The sequence below is a fragment of the Paremcibacter congregatus genome (assembly GCF_006385135.1).
In the GTDB taxonomy this organism is placed as follows: domain Bacteria; phylum Pseudomonadota; class Alphaproteobacteria; order Sphingomonadales; family Emcibacteraceae; genus Paremcibacter; species Paremcibacter congregatus.
This window is the reverse complement of record NZ_CP041025.1, coordinates 3,568,487-3,582,286: the sequence shown is the minus strand read 5'-3', so window position 1 is coordinate 3,582,286 and position 13,800 is coordinate 3,568,487. Positions and strand designations below refer to the sequence as shown.

At 52.3% G+C, this 13,800-nt stretch carries 13 protein-coding genes and 1 tRNA gene; 9 read left to right on the top strand and 5 right to left on the bottom strand.

Annotated elements, in window-relative coordinates:
- Nucleotides 1-299 precede the first annotated feature (299 nt).
- The 3 genes from FIV45_RS15850 (at nucleotide 300) to FIV45_RS15840 (ending at nucleotide 4,606) form a co-directional block, all read left to right on the top strand.
- A complete protein-coding gene (locus tag FIV45_RS15850) occupies nucleotides 300-893 on the top strand; it encodes an RNA polymerase sigma factor (protein ID WP_099473348.1) in 594 nt (197 codons plus the stop codon).
- On the top strand, nucleotides 886-1,914 hold the full coding sequence (locus FIV45_RS15845; RefSeq protein WP_099473346.1) for a FecR domain-containing protein: 1,029 nt from the start codon (nucleotides 886-888) through the stop codon (nucleotides 1,912-1,914). Before FIV45_RS15850 ends, FIV45_RS15845 begins: the two co-directional genes overlap by 8 nt.
- Before the next feature lie 142 nt (nucleotides 1,915-2,056).
- Nucleotides 2,057-4,606 carry a TonB-dependent receptor gene (locus tag FIV45_RS15840; RefSeq protein WP_165777026.1) on the top strand — a complete coding sequence of 850 codons (2,550 nt, stop codon included), beginning with the start codon at nucleotides 2,057-2,059 and terminating at the stop codon, nucleotides 4,604-4,606.
- 85 nt (nucleotides 4,607-4,691) lie between these two features.
- Here the strand turns inward: FIV45_RS15840 and FIV45_RS15835 are convergent.
- A tRNA-Gly gene (locus tag FIV45_RS15835) sits at nucleotides 4,692-4,766 on the bottom strand.
- Between the two features lie 180 nt (nucleotides 4,767-4,946).
- Between FIV45_RS15835 and FIV45_RS15830 the strand changes: the two genes are divergently transcribed.
- The 4 genes from FIV45_RS15830 (at nucleotide 4,947) to FIV45_RS15815 (ending at nucleotide 7,477) form a co-directional block, all read left to right on the top strand.
- Nucleotides 4,947-5,456, top strand: coding sequence for a prolyl-tRNA synthetase associated domain-containing protein (locus FIV45_RS15830; protein ID WP_099473342.1), 510 nt, complete (start codon nucleotides 4,947-4,949; stop codon nucleotides 5,454-5,456).
- Nucleotides 5,457-5,561: 105 nt separating this feature from the next.
- On the top strand, nucleotides 5,562-6,488 hold the full coding sequence (locus FIV45_RS15825) for a thioredoxin family protein (protein WP_181040095.1): 927 nt from the start codon (nucleotides 5,562-5,564) through the stop codon (nucleotides 6,486-6,488).
- A gap of 40 nt (nucleotides 6,489-6,528) precedes the next feature.
- On the top strand, nucleotides 6,529-7,218 hold the full coding sequence (locus FIV45_RS15820; protein ID WP_099473338.1) for an LON peptidase substrate-binding domain-containing protein: 690 nt from the start codon (nucleotides 6,529-6,531) through the stop codon (nucleotides 7,216-7,218).
- A gap of 31 nt (nucleotides 7,219-7,249) precedes the next feature.
- Entirely contained in the window at nucleotides 7,250-7,477 is a 228-nt protein-coding gene (locus FIV45_RS15815; RefSeq protein ID WP_099473337.1) for a Trm112 family protein, read from the top strand.
- A 7-nt stretch (nucleotides 7,478-7,484) separates the two neighbouring features.
- Here FIV45_RS15815 and xth read toward each other — a convergent pair whose 3' ends face one another.
- The 4 genes from xth to FIV45_RS15795 all read right to left on the bottom strand — a co-directional run bounded on the left by xth (nucleotide 7,485) and on the right by FIV45_RS15795 (nucleotide 12,026).
- Nucleotides 7,485-8,282 (bottom strand): exodeoxyribonuclease III, encoded by a 798-nt coding sequence (gene xth / locus FIV45_RS15810; protein ID WP_099473335.1) that lies wholly within the window; start codon nucleotides 8,280-8,282, stop codon nucleotides 7,485-7,487.
- Between the two features lie 153 nt (nucleotides 8,283-8,435).
- Nucleotides 8,436-9,248 (bottom strand): subclass B1 metallo-beta-lactamase, encoded by an 813-nt coding sequence (gene bla / locus FIV45_RS15805; RefSeq protein WP_099473333.1) that lies wholly within the window; start codon nucleotides 9,246-9,248, stop codon nucleotides 8,436-8,438.
- Between the two features lie 119 nt (nucleotides 9,249-9,367).
- Complete coding sequence (locus FIV45_RS15800; RefSeq protein ID WP_099473331.1) at nucleotides 9,368-9,949, bottom strand: hypothetical protein; 582 nt, start codon at nucleotides 9,947-9,949, stop codon at nucleotides 9,368-9,370.
- 274 nt (nucleotides 9,950-10,223) lie between these two features.
- Nucleotides 10,224-12,026, bottom strand: a complete 1,803-nt coding sequence (locus FIV45_RS15795) for an ABC-F family ATP-binding cassette domain-containing protein (protein ID WP_099473329.1) — start codon at nucleotides 12,024-12,026, stop codon at nucleotides 10,224-10,226.
- A 156-nt stretch (nucleotides 12,027-12,182) separates the two neighbouring features.
- Between FIV45_RS15795 and msrP the strand changes: the two genes are divergently transcribed.
- On the top strand, nucleotides 12,183-13,148 hold the full coding sequence (gene msrP / locus FIV45_RS15790) for a protein-methionine-sulfoxide reductase catalytic subunit MsrP (RefSeq protein ID WP_099473328.1): 966 nt from the start codon (nucleotides 12,183-12,185) through the stop codon (nucleotides 13,146-13,148).
- A complete protein-coding gene (locus FIV45_RS15785; RefSeq protein ID WP_099473326.1) occupies nucleotides 13,148-13,762 on the top strand; it encodes a protein-methionine-sulfoxide reductase heme-binding subunit MsrQ in 615 nt (204 codons plus the stop codon). The genes msrP and FIV45_RS15785 overlap by 1 nt, the downstream gene beginning before the upstream one ends.
- The last annotated feature ends 38 nt before the right edge of the window (nucleotides 13,763-13,800 follow it).

The following is a 13,800-nucleotide window of genomic DNA, read 5'->3' as shown; positions in this document are numbered from 1 at the left end:
AAGTGGCGGTTTCCGATATCGGGGAAAGGCCAGTTTGTCATCGGTTTAGGAAACTGTTAGAGTTTAATTGCCGGCATCGCCTCCTTCCCGTTAGGTTGTTCTCTATTGTTCCGGCAGGACGTCTTCCTTTCACGACGCGGGATGAAAGCAAAGATGCCCTGAGATGTTCTGTTGAAACGCGGGACGTGTGGAAAAACCCCCGCCTTGAAAATTATTTTTTTATGAGATGGGGGAAATCACTTTTTGACACGTTTAAATAATGTCTCGTTGAGGGAAAAATATAAAAAATAAGGGAGAAAATGTTAAAAAAGAGCAGGGAGTATGTGGAGGTTCTTTACCGGGAGTATGGCCCCTCGGTAAGGCGTTTTCTATACCGGAAAATACAGTCCAGAGAGGATGCAGAGGATATTTTGCATGAAACTTTCGTGCGGTTGCAAAATATTAAGGAGATCGAGGCGATTGAATATCCGCGGGCCTTTATTTTCACGATCGCCAATAATCTGGCGACAGACAATATCCGCCGCAAAACCATAAGGGGTGTTAAAAATGCCAGTTATGCAGAAGAACAAATCGAACAAAAAAACAGTACAGGACTAAATCCTGAGGAAAGTTACTTACGGAAACAATATTTACAGATGCTGTCGGAAGTCATCATAGATTTGCCGCCCAAATGCCGCCAGGCCTTTATCTTAAGGAAGTTCCACAATTTGTCCTATAAGGAGATTGCCTTGGAAATGTCCATTTCAGTGAAAACGGTGGAAAAACATCTGGCCAAGGCATTGTGTACTTGCAAGACAAACCTGATGATCAAAAATGACAATGTCATCAAATTCGATGTGGCCATTGAATATACCGTTTCCCAACAGTGCGTGAGAGCAGATAAAAATGTATAATACGAGCGAGTTTGAGCAGGCTAAAAAAAGGGCCTTTGAGTGGCACGTTTTGCTGGAATCAAATGAGGCGACCAGTCAGAACCGGGAAGAGTTTCAGGCATGGTTGGCGCGCAATCCCCACCACCGGGATATCTATGACGATATTCTGGGTTTATCCCACGATTTTGATATACTCAGCGGGGTATACAAGGCGGTGCCTGAAACTCTGCCTGACGAGTTAAGTCACCTGATCGAGGCGCGGGGCAAACCCTTGGAAAATAAGACGAGTGCCTTTTATAGAAAAGCAGTGACGCTGGCCGCGGCTTTGTTGCTGTCTTTTATTCTAGTGAAAGGGGGGGCTCTTTTGGTGGAAACGCCGGATAATTATTATACTACCGATTATAACAACAGCCGTTCAATCAGATTGTCTGATGGTTCAGAGGTCCTGTTGAATACGGATACGGAGCTGGTGGTTAATTTCTCTGATGCCCGTCGCCATGTCAGACTGAACAGGGGGGAGGCTTATTTTAATGTCGCCAAGGACCCAGACAGGCCCTTTGTCGTGACAACCCAGAAAGGTGATGTGCGGGCCGTGGGCACTGCCTTTAACATCAATCAGAGAACGGCCGTTGTTGAAATTACGGTTCTGGAGGGAATTGTCCAGGTTAATCCTTTTGAGATGGATAGCGAACGGGCGGTGGCCCCTCGGAGTGAACTGGTGATCGGACAGCATATGCGTCTTGATTCCAGTTCCAACCCTGTCGAGGTCATGGACGAAGAACATCTCCTTAAAACAACAGGATGGAAGCGTGGGAATCTCTTTTTTGACGGTATGAAATTAAGCGAGATTGTTGCCGAACTCAATCATTACACCTCCTCCAAGATTATCATCGTGGATGCTGCGGTAGGTAATATTGAAGGCGGGGGAATATTTAATACCAAACAGGTCGACACTTATCTTGAGGCACTGGAGGCGGCGCTGCCAATCAAGGTTGTGCAGGTTACCCCCTTGCTTACCTTGATCTTCGAAAAGACGATATAAGAAAATACAGAATAAAAGTGCATTTACACCACGAGGTGTCCATAGCGGCAGCAACCGCCATCGATCAATAAAAAACCGGACACTGGCATGATGGGGAAAGGAAATAAAGGGCATGTCTTCACCGGGAAGACATTCAGTTTGTATGGTCATCAGATGGGTTGCCGTGTTTTCTCTCGGCGTGCTCTTCATGACACCCTTTGCTGACGGGTCCCCGTCGAAAGAAAAAGAATTCCATATAACGGATAAAAAATTATCGATGGCGCTGATGTCCTTTGCCCTGCAGGCAAAATGTCAGATCTATTTTCCCAAGGATCTTGTCGGAAATGTGCGGATGTCCCGCAGCCTGAATGGCGTCTTCGATGTCAGGGAAGCGCTCGATATGATTCTGGCTGATACAGGGCTAGGATATAAATTCACCAATGATCGCACCATTATTGTTATCAAAAATCCCAACGCACTGGAGACCCGGAAAATAAGGGGCGAAATATCGCCGGTCTCTGGCTCTGACCACCCAATGCCCCCGGAGCAGAAGATAACGGGTGAAACGCAGACGCTTGCCGTATTGGCTGATGCGGATTTGTCGCCGCAACTGGAGGAAATTCTGGTCACGTCCGCAAAGCGCTCGCAAAATCTGCAACAGGTCCCCCAAAGTATTCAGGCGATCACCGAGATGCGGCTGGAAAAGTTGGAGGCGGATGATTTTCGCGGCTACTCCCGGGTAATCCCTAGTCTGTCGTTTCTTGACCGGGGACCGGGACAGCAAAAGATTGTGATCCGTGGCATCACGGCCGGCACTTCCGTGACGGCGGGAGATGAACCGGGTAACCGCGCGACTGTTGGTATTTATATTGACGAGGTTCCGGTGGCTTATAACGGTTTTAATCCGGATCTGAAGCTGTTCGATGTCGATCGGGTCGAGGTGATACGGGGACCCCAAGGCACACTTTATGGCGCAGGGTCCATGTCAGGGACGATCCGGATACTGACTAAAAAGCCTGAAATCAATACGTTGGCGGCAAAACTGGCCGGAAAATTTTCAGCAACGGAGCAGGGCGACACAAACAGCCACCTGAATGGCATGCTCAATGTACCATTGCTGAAAGATAAGATGGCGGTGCGTCTTACAGCTTATGATCGAAATCTTGGCGGGTATATTGACAATATTTTCTTGCAGAAAGCGAATGTTAATACGGAAAAGACAAAGGGCGGTCGCATAGCCTTACGGTTTCAACCCCGGGAGGACCTGATCTGGTCGGCGGCCATATTGCATCAAAATACGCATTTGGGGGGCAGCGCTTCGGCCAATATCAATCAGGGAACCGGTATTTTGCAACAGATCCGTGAGGTTCCCGAGCCCTATCAGGATAAATTTACCATTTACAGCACTTCGGTGAATTACGAATATGATGATGTGGAAGTTTTCAGTACATTATCGCTGTTTGACCGGCGTATTATTGACACTAACGACATCACGCATTTCCTGCCGATGAATGGATTTGTTCCGGTACCTTTCTATATTCAGAATACCTCGGGTATTAAGAACTATTCCTTTGAAACGAGGCTTCTGTCGCATAAGGGAGAGAAATTTGAAGGGATCATCGGATATTTTCATTCCGATCAGAAGCTGGAATATCAGCAATTTGTGCCGGCTTACGGCTTTGATGCGGCCAATGGCAATCTGAGCGAGGCCTACGGGCGCAAGGATATCTTGTTTGAATCACAGCTGACTTTTGACGAAAGGCAGCAGGCTGTTTTTATGGAAGGCAGTTATGATCTGACCGGGAAGTTAACGGTTACGGCCGGTCTGCGTTATTTCGAGTATAAGCAGGATTATTCCATCTGGTCGACGGGGTTTCTTGCCGGGGGCTATTCTGACTATGAAACCGTGGTCGCCAAGAATGGCCTTAACCCCAAGTTTCATCTGATGTATCAATGGGGCCCTGATAACCTGATTTACACTCAGGCTGTGCGGGGGTTTCGTCTTGGGGGAGCAAATGATTTTATTCCGGCTGACCTTTGCGGCGGTGACCTGAGTGAAATTGGGCTGAGTGAGGCGCCACAGGAATATGAATCAGATCACATCTGGAATTATGAGATCGGAACCAAGAACAGCCTGTTCAACAACCGGATGAGAATAAATGCGGCGGTCTTCTATATTGACTGGTCGGATATTCAGAGCACCCGCCGTTTGCGGAGCGGTTTTGGCTTTACGGAAAATGCCGGGGGGGCTGTCAGTCGGGGGATCGAAATGGAAAGTCATTTTATTCCGTTTGATAATCTCGAAATTACCGTGGGCGGTTCTTATACCGATGCGGAGTTTTCTCAGGATGTTGACAATGTTGATGCCAAAAAGGGTGATGATGTTCCGGGCGTACCTAAGTTTTCTTATTCTCTTTCATTGGATTATTCTTTTGCCCTGACATCGGCCCTGGAGGGTGGAATATTTGCCTCCTATCAGCATGTGGGCGCTATTTACCGCCAGGTGCAGAAACACCCGCTGGAAAAATCATCGGCATATGACATGGGTATGGTGCGTTTTTCCGTTACGTCTGACCATTGGGAGGTGTCATTCTTTGTGGAGAATATCTGGGATGAGCGGGCCCGCTTGTTTGTGGAACGGGGGTTTGAGAATAATACGCCAATCGTCAATCGGCCACGGACCTGGGGCTTGTCATTATCAAAGACTTTCTAGGATATCGGCAAGACGTGAGCCCAAACGCAAAAAAGCCACCCGAAGGTGGCTCTTGCAGAATATCTTGTGGGGTCAAGATATTTTTTGGAGCGGGCGATGAGATTCGAACTCACGACCTAAACCTTGGCAAGGTTTCGCTCTACCCCTGAGCTACGCCCGCACTCCAAAAAAGAGTAAGCCACGTTGGTGACTGTGCGGCGGATAATAGCTGTTCCGAATGCAAAATCAAGGGGAAATTAAAAAAAATATCATTTGTTTGCACCGCCGGTTTTTTTCGCTAAAAACATGAGGTTTCGTGCCATATAATACCCTCTTCGTTTGCAAGACCACAGGAGCCTTCATGCCGCATCGGGAAAAAAAATTGTTCGACTGTCTGGCGGAACTGGGAATCAAGACCGAAACCCACCGTCACCCGCCGCTGCATACCGTTGCCGAAAGTCAGGCCCGGCGCGGCAGCATCGCCGGCGGTCATTGCAAGAGCCTTTTTCTGAAAGACAAGGCGGGTCACTATCTGCTTGTGGTGATGGGAGAAACCCGACAACTGGATATGGCCGGCCTGTTCAAATCCGGCCTGCTGCCGGTAAAACGGCTCAGTTTCGCGTCGGCTGCAGCGATGGAGAAAATGCTCGGCGTGACCCCCGGCGCCGTAACACCGTTCGCGCTGATCAATGCCCGGAACCATCAGCAGGAACTGACAGTGGTGCTGGATCAGGAAATGATGACGCAGGCGCTTTTGAATTATCACCCGTTGCATAATGGAGCGACCACCACCATATCATCTACAGACCTGGTGAAATTTATCCGCCACTGCGGTTTCGATCCGGTGACGGTCGATTTTGCCCGTTTATAACCCGGATGTGACGATAAAATATCGACGGATGATCGGTCTGTTGTTTTGATCTGTAGGCCATTTCGGTTTATAGTGCGCCCCGGACACTCAATATAAGGAATAATGATGCAGGACTTTGCCGGACCATCCTCAACGGATCACACCACAGACGCCTCGACCACGGGGCCGGTTATCCATGACGGCGATATGAACAGCTTTATGGCGGATGTGATTGAGCGGTCCATGACGGTGCCGGTGCTGGTGTATTTCTGGGCCGACTGGTCGGAAAACTGTGCACAGCTGACCCCATTACTGGAAAAAATGATTACCCAGGCGGCCGGGGCTCTCCATATGGTGAAGCTTAACTTTGATCAGAGCCAGCAGCTTGCGGCCCAGATGAAAATCCAGTCAGTGCCGACGGCGGTGGTTTTCGCTAATCAACGGCCGGTCGATGCCTTCGCCGGGGTGAAGACAGAGGCCGAGGTCAAGGAATTTCTCAGCAAATATGCCCCGGATATGCAACCCTCCCCGGTGGAACAGATGCTGGCCCAGGCGGAAGAATTTTGCGCGGCGGAGGATTATGCCTCGGCCGGGGCGCTTTATTCCCAGGCGATGCAGACTGAACCAGACAACATGCTGGCCATTGCCGGGTTGGCGACCTGCCTGATCAGGCTGGATGATCTGGAGAATGCCGAGACGGTGCTCAATGGTGCGCCGAAGCAGCATCAGAATGCCCCCGAGATCCTCGGGGCGCGGGCGGCGCTGGAAACGGCGGCGCAAGTAGCGGGGCTCGGCGATGCCGCCAGTCTGGAACAGGCGCTGGCGCAAAATGCCGATGATCATCAGGCGCGGTTCGATCTGGCGTTGGTGTTGTGGGCCGGGGGCGCGCAGGAGGCGGCGGCGGATCACCTGCTGGAGATCGTTCGCAGGGACCGCAGCTGGCAGGATGACGGCGCCCGTAAGCAGTTGGTGAAATTTTTCGAAATTGCCGGCCTGATGGACCCGTTCACCATCAAAATGCGCAAGAAACTGTCGAGTCTGCTGTTCGTTTGACAGGATTGATTTGGGGGATATTTTATTAAGAGAGGTGGCTATGTTTGATTTGGAACGTTTGCCAGAGACCATACCGGTCTTTCCTTTGACCGGGGCGCTGTTGCTGCCCAAGGGGCATCTGCCGTTGAATATTTTCGAACCCCGCTATCTTGATATGGTCTATTACGCGCGGGAGAAAAACGGACTGATCGGCATGATACAGCCGTCGATCTCCCCCTTTGATGTCCAGGAAGGCGATGATCAGAGAGGGACGGCGCCGCGCAATCGACCGCTGTATTCGACCGGGTGTGTCGGGATGATTTCAGAGCTGATCGAGCGCGATGATGGTGGTATGTCGGTTCTGCTCACCGGCCTCAGCCGTTATGACGTGATCGGGGAAGTTCTGCCGCGGCAGCAAACTTTTCGCCAGCTGCGGGTCAGATATGATCGCTTTGACGAGGATTGCGGTCTGCCGTTGTATTCGGAGACCTTCGACCGGGAGACGCTGCTGGATATGGCGGCGGCTTATCTGGAGCTGTATGAGGTGAGCCCGAAATGGGATGTGCTGGAAAAGACCTGTGATGAAGAACTGGTCAACGCCCTGGCGATGGTATGCCCGTTTGATCCGGCGGAAAAGCAGGCCTTGCTGGAGGCGGTGCCGCTGACAGACCGGGTTGACCTGATGCAAAAACTGATGGGGTTTGCCCTGACCAGCGGTCAGGCGGGCCAGATGGATAAATTTGTCCAGTAAGGACACAGACGAAAGACAGAGACACAACAAGATGCAAGATACAAAGACCTCAGAAAAGCAGCCTTCCGGCAAAATCAATTTCGGGAAGGTTGATCCCAAGTTGCTGGAAATTCTGGCCTGCCCCCTGACCAAGACCGTACTGCGGTATGACGAGGCGGCCGGGGAACTGATCAGTGACAAGGCCAAGCTGGCCTTTCCGGTGCGGGATGGCATTCCCATCATGCTGGTGGAAGAAGCCCGTCCGCTGGATGAGGGGTGAGGGCGCTTTAAATAGTGATTTCCACCATGACCGGGGCGTGATCCGACGGTTTGTTCCAGCCGCGGGCGTCTTCCAACACGGCCATTGACGTCATGCTGTCTTTCAGGTCCGGACTGGTCCAGACGTGATCCAGACGTCGGCCCTTGTCGGCGGCGCGCCAGTCCCGGGCGCGATAAGACCACCAGCTATAGAGCCGTTCAGGTTCCGGCACAAAATGACGCATGACATCGAACCAGTCATGGGCCTGCATCAGAGTATTCATTTTTTCACATTCGATCGGCGTGTGGCTGACCACTTTCAGCAGTTTTTTATGGGACCAGACATCGCTTTCATAGGGGGCGATGTTCAGATCTCCCACCAGAATGGCGCGGGAATCCTTGGGCAGGTCGCCGGACCAGGCGGTCATTTCATCCAGAAAATCGAGCTTATGGGCGAATTTGTCATTGATCGCCGGGTCGGGTTCGTCGCCGCCCGCGGGCACATAGAAATTATGCAGCTGGATATTGCCGGGCAGGGTGACCTCCACATGGCGGGCGTCGCCCTTGGCGCACCAGTCGCGGCGGTCAATATTCAGCAGAGGTACCCGGGACATCACCGCCACGCCATTATAGGATTTCTGGCCGGCAATCGCATGATGGCTATAGCCCTGTTCATGGAAGAATTTCCCCGGAAACATATGATCCTGGACCTTGGTTTCCTGAAAACAGATCACGTCGGGATTATATTTATCGACCAGTTTTTCAACGGAGTCGAGGCGTGCGCGCACGCTGTTGATGTTCCAGGTCACCAGTCGGATTCTGCCCATCGTCGTTTCCTCAATACCTTAACATGACTAATTTAGATAGACTTTAAGGGCACGCGTTGAATGGATCAAGTTCAACTGGTATCTTTTTAAACAACGCCCCCCAGGATCCAACAATATACCCATGACTTAACGCACCATATATCTCCGCAAAATTTATTCAGCCTGCCTCGCTTTGCGAACAAGCTCAATGGTAAGAGACAACAAATCCCGTCCGGCAGGTACTCCATGACTTGGAATCACAATATTTGCCTTTGGGAAGCGCTGTGATATATTTTCAATGCTGCTGTCCCAGTGCGGTATCGATCCATCTGAAGTATTTCCCAGTGATGTTGCACCACCCGGCCGAACAAGGCACCCTCCAAAAAGGATATTTGTTCCTTTCACGTGAACAATTATATTGTCTTCCGAATGCCCTGGGCCCGGATAAAAAACAGATAGCAGCGTAAGGTCATTCGCGGCGCGCTCACCTGACACTTTTGCCGTTCCATTTTCCAAAACGAGAAGATCGAATTCGGCAGAAACCAAGCCACGGTCTGGCGCAAGAGCATTTGTCAAGGGGTGAGCGTAGGTGGCTACACCGTAATTTTTGAGAGCTTGCACACCACCCATCTTATCGGAATGCGCATGGGTAAATACAGCGGACGTTATGCGCCTTCCTAATGTTTCATAGGCCCAATTCAGTATTACTTTGGTTTGATCGTTGTTCCAGGCGGTATCAACGAGGGTCGCCCCATGCTCAGCAACGATAATGAGGCCGTTAGAAGGAACGACGCTTCCTTTCTCAAGATGAATATAACTTGTATGCATCCATACAAGCTCACTAAGTTTTTTAAAGTGAATCCCATCTCGTTCAAATTCTGTGCGTTCAGGAACACTCTTTTCGGAATATGCTTCAGATAGTTGTATGGTGGTCAGGCTATGGCTGAGTCCGAACACAAATATCGTCAAAACATACATCATTCTCATATTTTAGCCTTTCACATATTCTTCAAAAAAATGAATCGATAAAACTAATACCACCTAAATATGTTCCAAAGGTGGTACTGCGGTTCAGGTTACACTTGGCTAGATCATTAAACGTGAATTCAAAAGATATTGAAGCTGTTGCCCATCACACCAAGCGGCCACCAGCCGGTTTCATACAGCTGATATTTGAGTGCGAAAGGATGATCGTCCCCGACCCCGGCGGCAATCACCAACGCCGCCTGATAGCAGGCCTGAACGCCTTCACCGATGGCGGCCTTGAGCAGTTCTTCATCTTCCATGCCCCAGCGTTCCGCCGCGGCCATAACGCCTTCGCCGACATATTCCGACGCGACGCTGGTCACATGGGCGAGCACCATCTCCAGTAACTGGGGATCCAGGGTTTCGGTAATTTCCACGGACAAGGCAGAGAGCAACTGTTGCTCCACTTCCCAGAACGGGCTGTTCCAGTCGTTGGTTTCGAGAGAGGCGGCGGCTTCCTGCCAGTCTTCGACCTCTGCCGGGGTGGCTTCGGGAAAGCCGAGAGCGTCCAGATAGGCGCGGGATTTCTCGACCACTTCCTTTTCCAGCGGTTCCCCTACATAGCGGAACCAGTCAGTGCGCGGGATCAGCTTGGCGAAACGCGCCACCAGCACCAGAGTGGGATATTCTTCCAGTGCGTCAATTTCAAAGTCGTCGTCCATAAGCCATCCTTTATCAAACTGTCTTATAGTTAAGCCTTCAGGGCGGCAGACTCAAGGAGATATCCATAAAAAAGGCCCGGTCCATTTTCTGAACCGGGCAGTGTTGTGCAATAAGCACTTGTGAGAGGAAGGGGGAGGGAAAACCTCTCACCACATAGTCCGGTTCAATAGTCATCTGAGGAAGGTGTGACAAGCTATTGAAGGGCCCGAACTACATATTAGATATGGGACATGAAGGATTGAATTCAAGGGGCGGGGCGTAAAAATTTCGGCCTTATTTCATCTCTTCCCGCAGCATTTCAAGCTCCAGCCATTCTTCTTCCTTGGCCGCGAGATCGGCCATGGCCGCTTCCAGTGCCCGGTTGATCTTGGAGAAGCCCTCCGGGTCCTTGCTGTAAAAGTCCACCTCGCCGAGTTTAATCTGAAATTTGGTGATATCGGATTCCAGCTTGGCGATTTCCTTTGGCAGGTTTTCCAGCGCCCGCTGGTGTTTGTAGCTCAGTTTGACCGCCCGGTTTTGCGGGGCGTCCACCGGTTTCGCCGCCTTTTTTGCCGCAGCGGCCGCTGCCGCTTCTTCTGCCTTGCGGCTGGCGCGTTGACGGATGTAATCCTGATAGCCGCCGGGATATTCGAGGACCTTGCCGTCGCCTTCCAGCACCAAGGACGAGGTAACAATCCGGTCGAGGAAGTCCCGGTCATGGCTGACCAGAATAAGCGTGCCGTCATACTCGCCGAGCATGTCCTGCAGCAGGTCCAGGGTGTCCATATCCAGATCGTTGGTGGGTTCATCAAGGATCAGGAAATTGGTCGGCAGCGCCAGCGTCTTGGCCAGCACCAGGCGATTTTTCTCGCCGCCGGACAGGGAACTGACCGGGCTGCGCACCTGGCCCGCGTCAAACAGGAAATCTTTCAGGTAAGACACGATATGTTTTGAATGACCACGCACCATGATGTGATCACCGCCGTCGCTTAGCGTATCCCATAGGGTCGCATTTTCATCCAGCAGGGCGCGCTTTTGATCAAGGAAGGTGATTTCCAGGTTGGTGCCGTGGGTGACGGTGCCGGTATCGGGGGCAAGTTGTCCTGTGAGCACTTTCAGAAGCGTGGTTTTGCCGACCCCGTTAGGGCCGATGATGCCGATGCGGTCGCCGCGCATGACCCGCAGAGAGAAAGGCTCGAAAATCACCTCGCCATTAAAGGATTTGGAGATGTCTTTCGCCTCAATGACCTTCTTGCCGGCCGCCTTGCCGCTTTCCAGTCCCAGTTTCGCCTGTCCGGTGACGGCGATCTGGTCGGCGCGTTGTTCGCGCAGGGCCCAGAGATTGCGCATCCGGCCCATGTTGCGTTTGCGCCGGGCGGTGATGCCTTTATGGGACCAGTCGGTTTCTTTTTCGATCAGTTTGTCGAGCTTGGCGCGTTCGACCCGTTCCTGCTCGATGATGGTTTCCGACCATTCCTCGAAATGGGCGAAGCCTTTATCGAGCCGCCGCACCCGGCCCCGGTCGAGCCAGAAGGTGGTGTTGGTGACATTATTGAGGAAGGTCCTGTCATGGCTGATGATCACCAGTCCGCCGCGAAATTCGGCCAGAGACTCTTCCAGCCACTGAATGGTCTGAATGTCGAGATGGTTGGTCGGCTCATCCAGCAGCAGGATATCCGCATCGCTGATCAGCGCCCGCGCCAGCGCCGCGCGCCGACCCTCGCCACCGGACAGTTTGGTCGGGTCGAGCAGCGGGTCGAGCTTGATGTCTTCCAGAATGATGTCCACCCGGTAGGTTTCCTCCTGTGACGCCTCGCTCAGGCCGCTGGCCACATAATCATGCAGGGTGTCATATCCGGAGAGGTCCGGTTCCTGATCAAGATAGGTCACATGGCAGCCGGGCTGCAGGAAGCGTTCGCCGTAATCGGCTTCCACCTGTCCGGCGATGACTTTCATCAGGGTCGATTTGCCGGAGCCGTTGCGGCCCACCAGACTGATCCGGTCCCGGTCGCCAATAGACAGCTCCAGCCCTTCGAACAGGGGAGTCTCGCCAAAGCGCAGGGCCATTTCGGTGATGGTCAGTAGAGGGGGCGCCATATATAATCCTTAAAAATCGAAACCATTGGACTCACATGTCCGTATAAAGCCCTGTGATAACGGATTATCGCGATAACGTGAAGCGCTGTTATTGGAATTCGACATATGTTTCGCCTAATATCTCTACCGGGACTGAAATCAAAGGTAAAATGAGTCATGTTATTTAAATTTCTAAAAGCCTCGGATGTGAAATCCAGCGAGATCACGCCGGAACGCCTCTATCACGGCAGACGCGACTTTATGGCCGACGCTGCCCGGATCGGCGCCGGTGTCGCCGCCACGGCCGCTGTGGGGATTGCCGTCCCCAAGGCCGCCGCGCAATCTGCGGCTTTGCAAGGCGTTCGTAAAATCAGCGCCTATGACACGGACGAACGGCCGACCCCTTTCAAGGCGGTGACCACCTATAACAATTTCTATGAGTTTGGCACCGGCAAGGATGACCCGGCGAAAAACGCCCATACCCTGATCACCGATCCCTGGAGCGTGAAAGTCGATGGTCATGTGGACAAGCCCGGCACGTACAGTCTGGATGATCTGATTTCCCCTCACACCATGGAAGAACGGCTATATCGCATGCGCTGCGTCGAGGCCTGGTCGATGGTGATCCCCTGGGTCGGGGTGCCCCTGAAAGACATCATCACCCGGCTCGGTCCCACGTCGAAAGCCAAATATATCCGCTTCGAAACCCTGGAAGATCACAAACAGATGCCGGGACAACGCCGCCGGGTGATCAACTGGCCTTACGTCGAAGGCCTGCGGCTCGATGAGGCGATGCATCCCCTGACCCTGATGGCGGTGGGGCTTTATGGCCAGAGCCTGCCCAATCAGAATGGCGCGCCGCTGCGCCTGGTGGTGCCGTGGAAATACGGTTTCAAAGGCATCAAATCCATTGTCCGCATCAGTTTCACCGACCGCATGCCCCGCAACAGCTGGAACGAGCTCGCCCCCAACGAATATGGCTTTTACGCCAACGTCAATCCGGAGATCGATCACCCGCGCTGGTCCCAGGCCAACGAGCGCCGCATCGGGGAATTCCGCCGCCGCAAGACGTTGATGTTCAATGGCTACGGCGAGGAAGTGGCGCATCTCTATGCCGGCATGAATTTGAAGAAATTTTACTGATGCGCCTGTCCCTGTTTTATCAGAAAGCGATCGTGCATCTGTTGGCCCTGCTGCCGGCCCTGTGGCTGTTCTGGCAGGGCTGGTTGCTGTATGATTATCAGGATCATGCACTGACCGCCAATCCGATTCAATATATCAATCAATATACCGGAGACTGGGCGATTCGCCTGATCTTGCTCGGTCTGGCGCTTACGCCGCTCCGGCAGGTGTTCGGCTGGAACCGGTTAATCCAGTTTCGCCGGATGATCGGACTGTATGCCTTCTTCTATGTGATGCTGCATCTGGTGAATTTCATGGTTCTCGATCATTTCTTTGACTGGGCGACGATCATCAAGGATGTCATCAAGCGCCCGGCGATCACTTTCGGCATGATTGCCGCGACGTTGCTGATCCCGCTGGCGGTGACCTCGACCAAAGGCTGGGTCAGGCGCCTGGGCAAGAAATGGATAAAATTGCACCAGCTGATTTATGTCATCGGCGCATTGGCGGTGGTTCATAATATCATGATGGTCAAGGCCGACCTGCGCGAACCGTTGATCCATCTGGGTATCCTGATTATTTTATTGGGATATAGGCTTGCGAGGCGGGCCGGTTTTACCTACAGTATGACCTGAAACGACTGTTTTAATTTCTCAGGCTCATTACGGGAGGA

What these genes read in the sequence shown, in the direction of transcription:
- FIV45_RS15830 (WP_099473342.1), top strand. Translation starts at nt 4,947, where the DNA reads ATGCCGCATCGGGAAAAAAAATTGTTCGACTGTCTGGCGGAACTGGGA.
- FIV45_RS15795 (WP_099473329.1), bottom strand. Translation starts at nt 12,026, where the DNA reads ATGGCGCCCCCTCTACTGACCATCACCGAAATGGCCCTGCGCTTTGGC.
- FIV45_RS15845 (WP_099473346.1), top strand. Translation starts at nt 886, where the DNA reads ATGTATAATACGAGCGAGTTTGAGCAGGCTAAAAAAAGGGCCTTTGAG.
- bla (WP_099473333.1), bottom strand. Translation starts at nt 9,248, where the DNA reads ATGAGAATGATGTATGTTTTGACGATATTTGTGTTCGGACTCAGCCAT.
- FIV45_RS15850 (WP_099473348.1), top strand. Translation starts at nt 300, where the DNA reads ATGTTAAAAAAGAGCAGGGAGTATGTGGAGGTTCTTTACCGGGAGTAT.
- xth (WP_099473335.1), bottom strand. Translation starts at nt 8,282, where the DNA reads ATGGGCAGAATCCGACTGGTGACCTGGAACATCAACAGCGTGCGCGCA.
- FIV45_RS15820 (WP_099473338.1), top strand. Translation starts at nt 6,529, where the DNA reads ATGTTTGATTTGGAACGTTTGCCAGAGACCATACCGGTCTTTCCTTTG.
- FIV45_RS15840 (WP_165777026.1), top strand. Translation starts at nt 2,057, where the DNA reads ATGGTCATCAGATGGGTTGCCGTGTTTTCTCTCGGCGTGCTCTTCATG.
- FIV45_RS15785 (WP_099473326.1), top strand. Translation starts at nt 13,148, where the DNA reads ATGCGCCTGTCCCTGTTTTATCAGAAAGCGATCGTGCATCTGTTGGCC.
- msrP (WP_099473328.1), top strand. Translation starts at nt 12,183, where the DNA reads ATGTTATTTAAATTTCTAAAAGCCTCGGATGTGAAATCCAGCGAGATC.
- FIV45_RS15800 (WP_099473331.1), bottom strand. Translation starts at nt 9,949, where the DNA reads ATGGACGACGACTTTGAAATTGACGCACTGGAAGAATATCCCACTCTG.
- FIV45_RS15815 (WP_099473337.1), top strand. Translation starts at nt 7,250, where the DNA reads ATGCAAGATACAAAGACCTCAGAAAAGCAGCCTTCCGGCAAAATCAAT.
- FIV45_RS15825 (WP_181040095.1), top strand. Translation starts at nt 5,562, where the DNA reads ATGCAGGACTTTGCCGGACCATCCTCAACGGATCACACCACAGACGCC.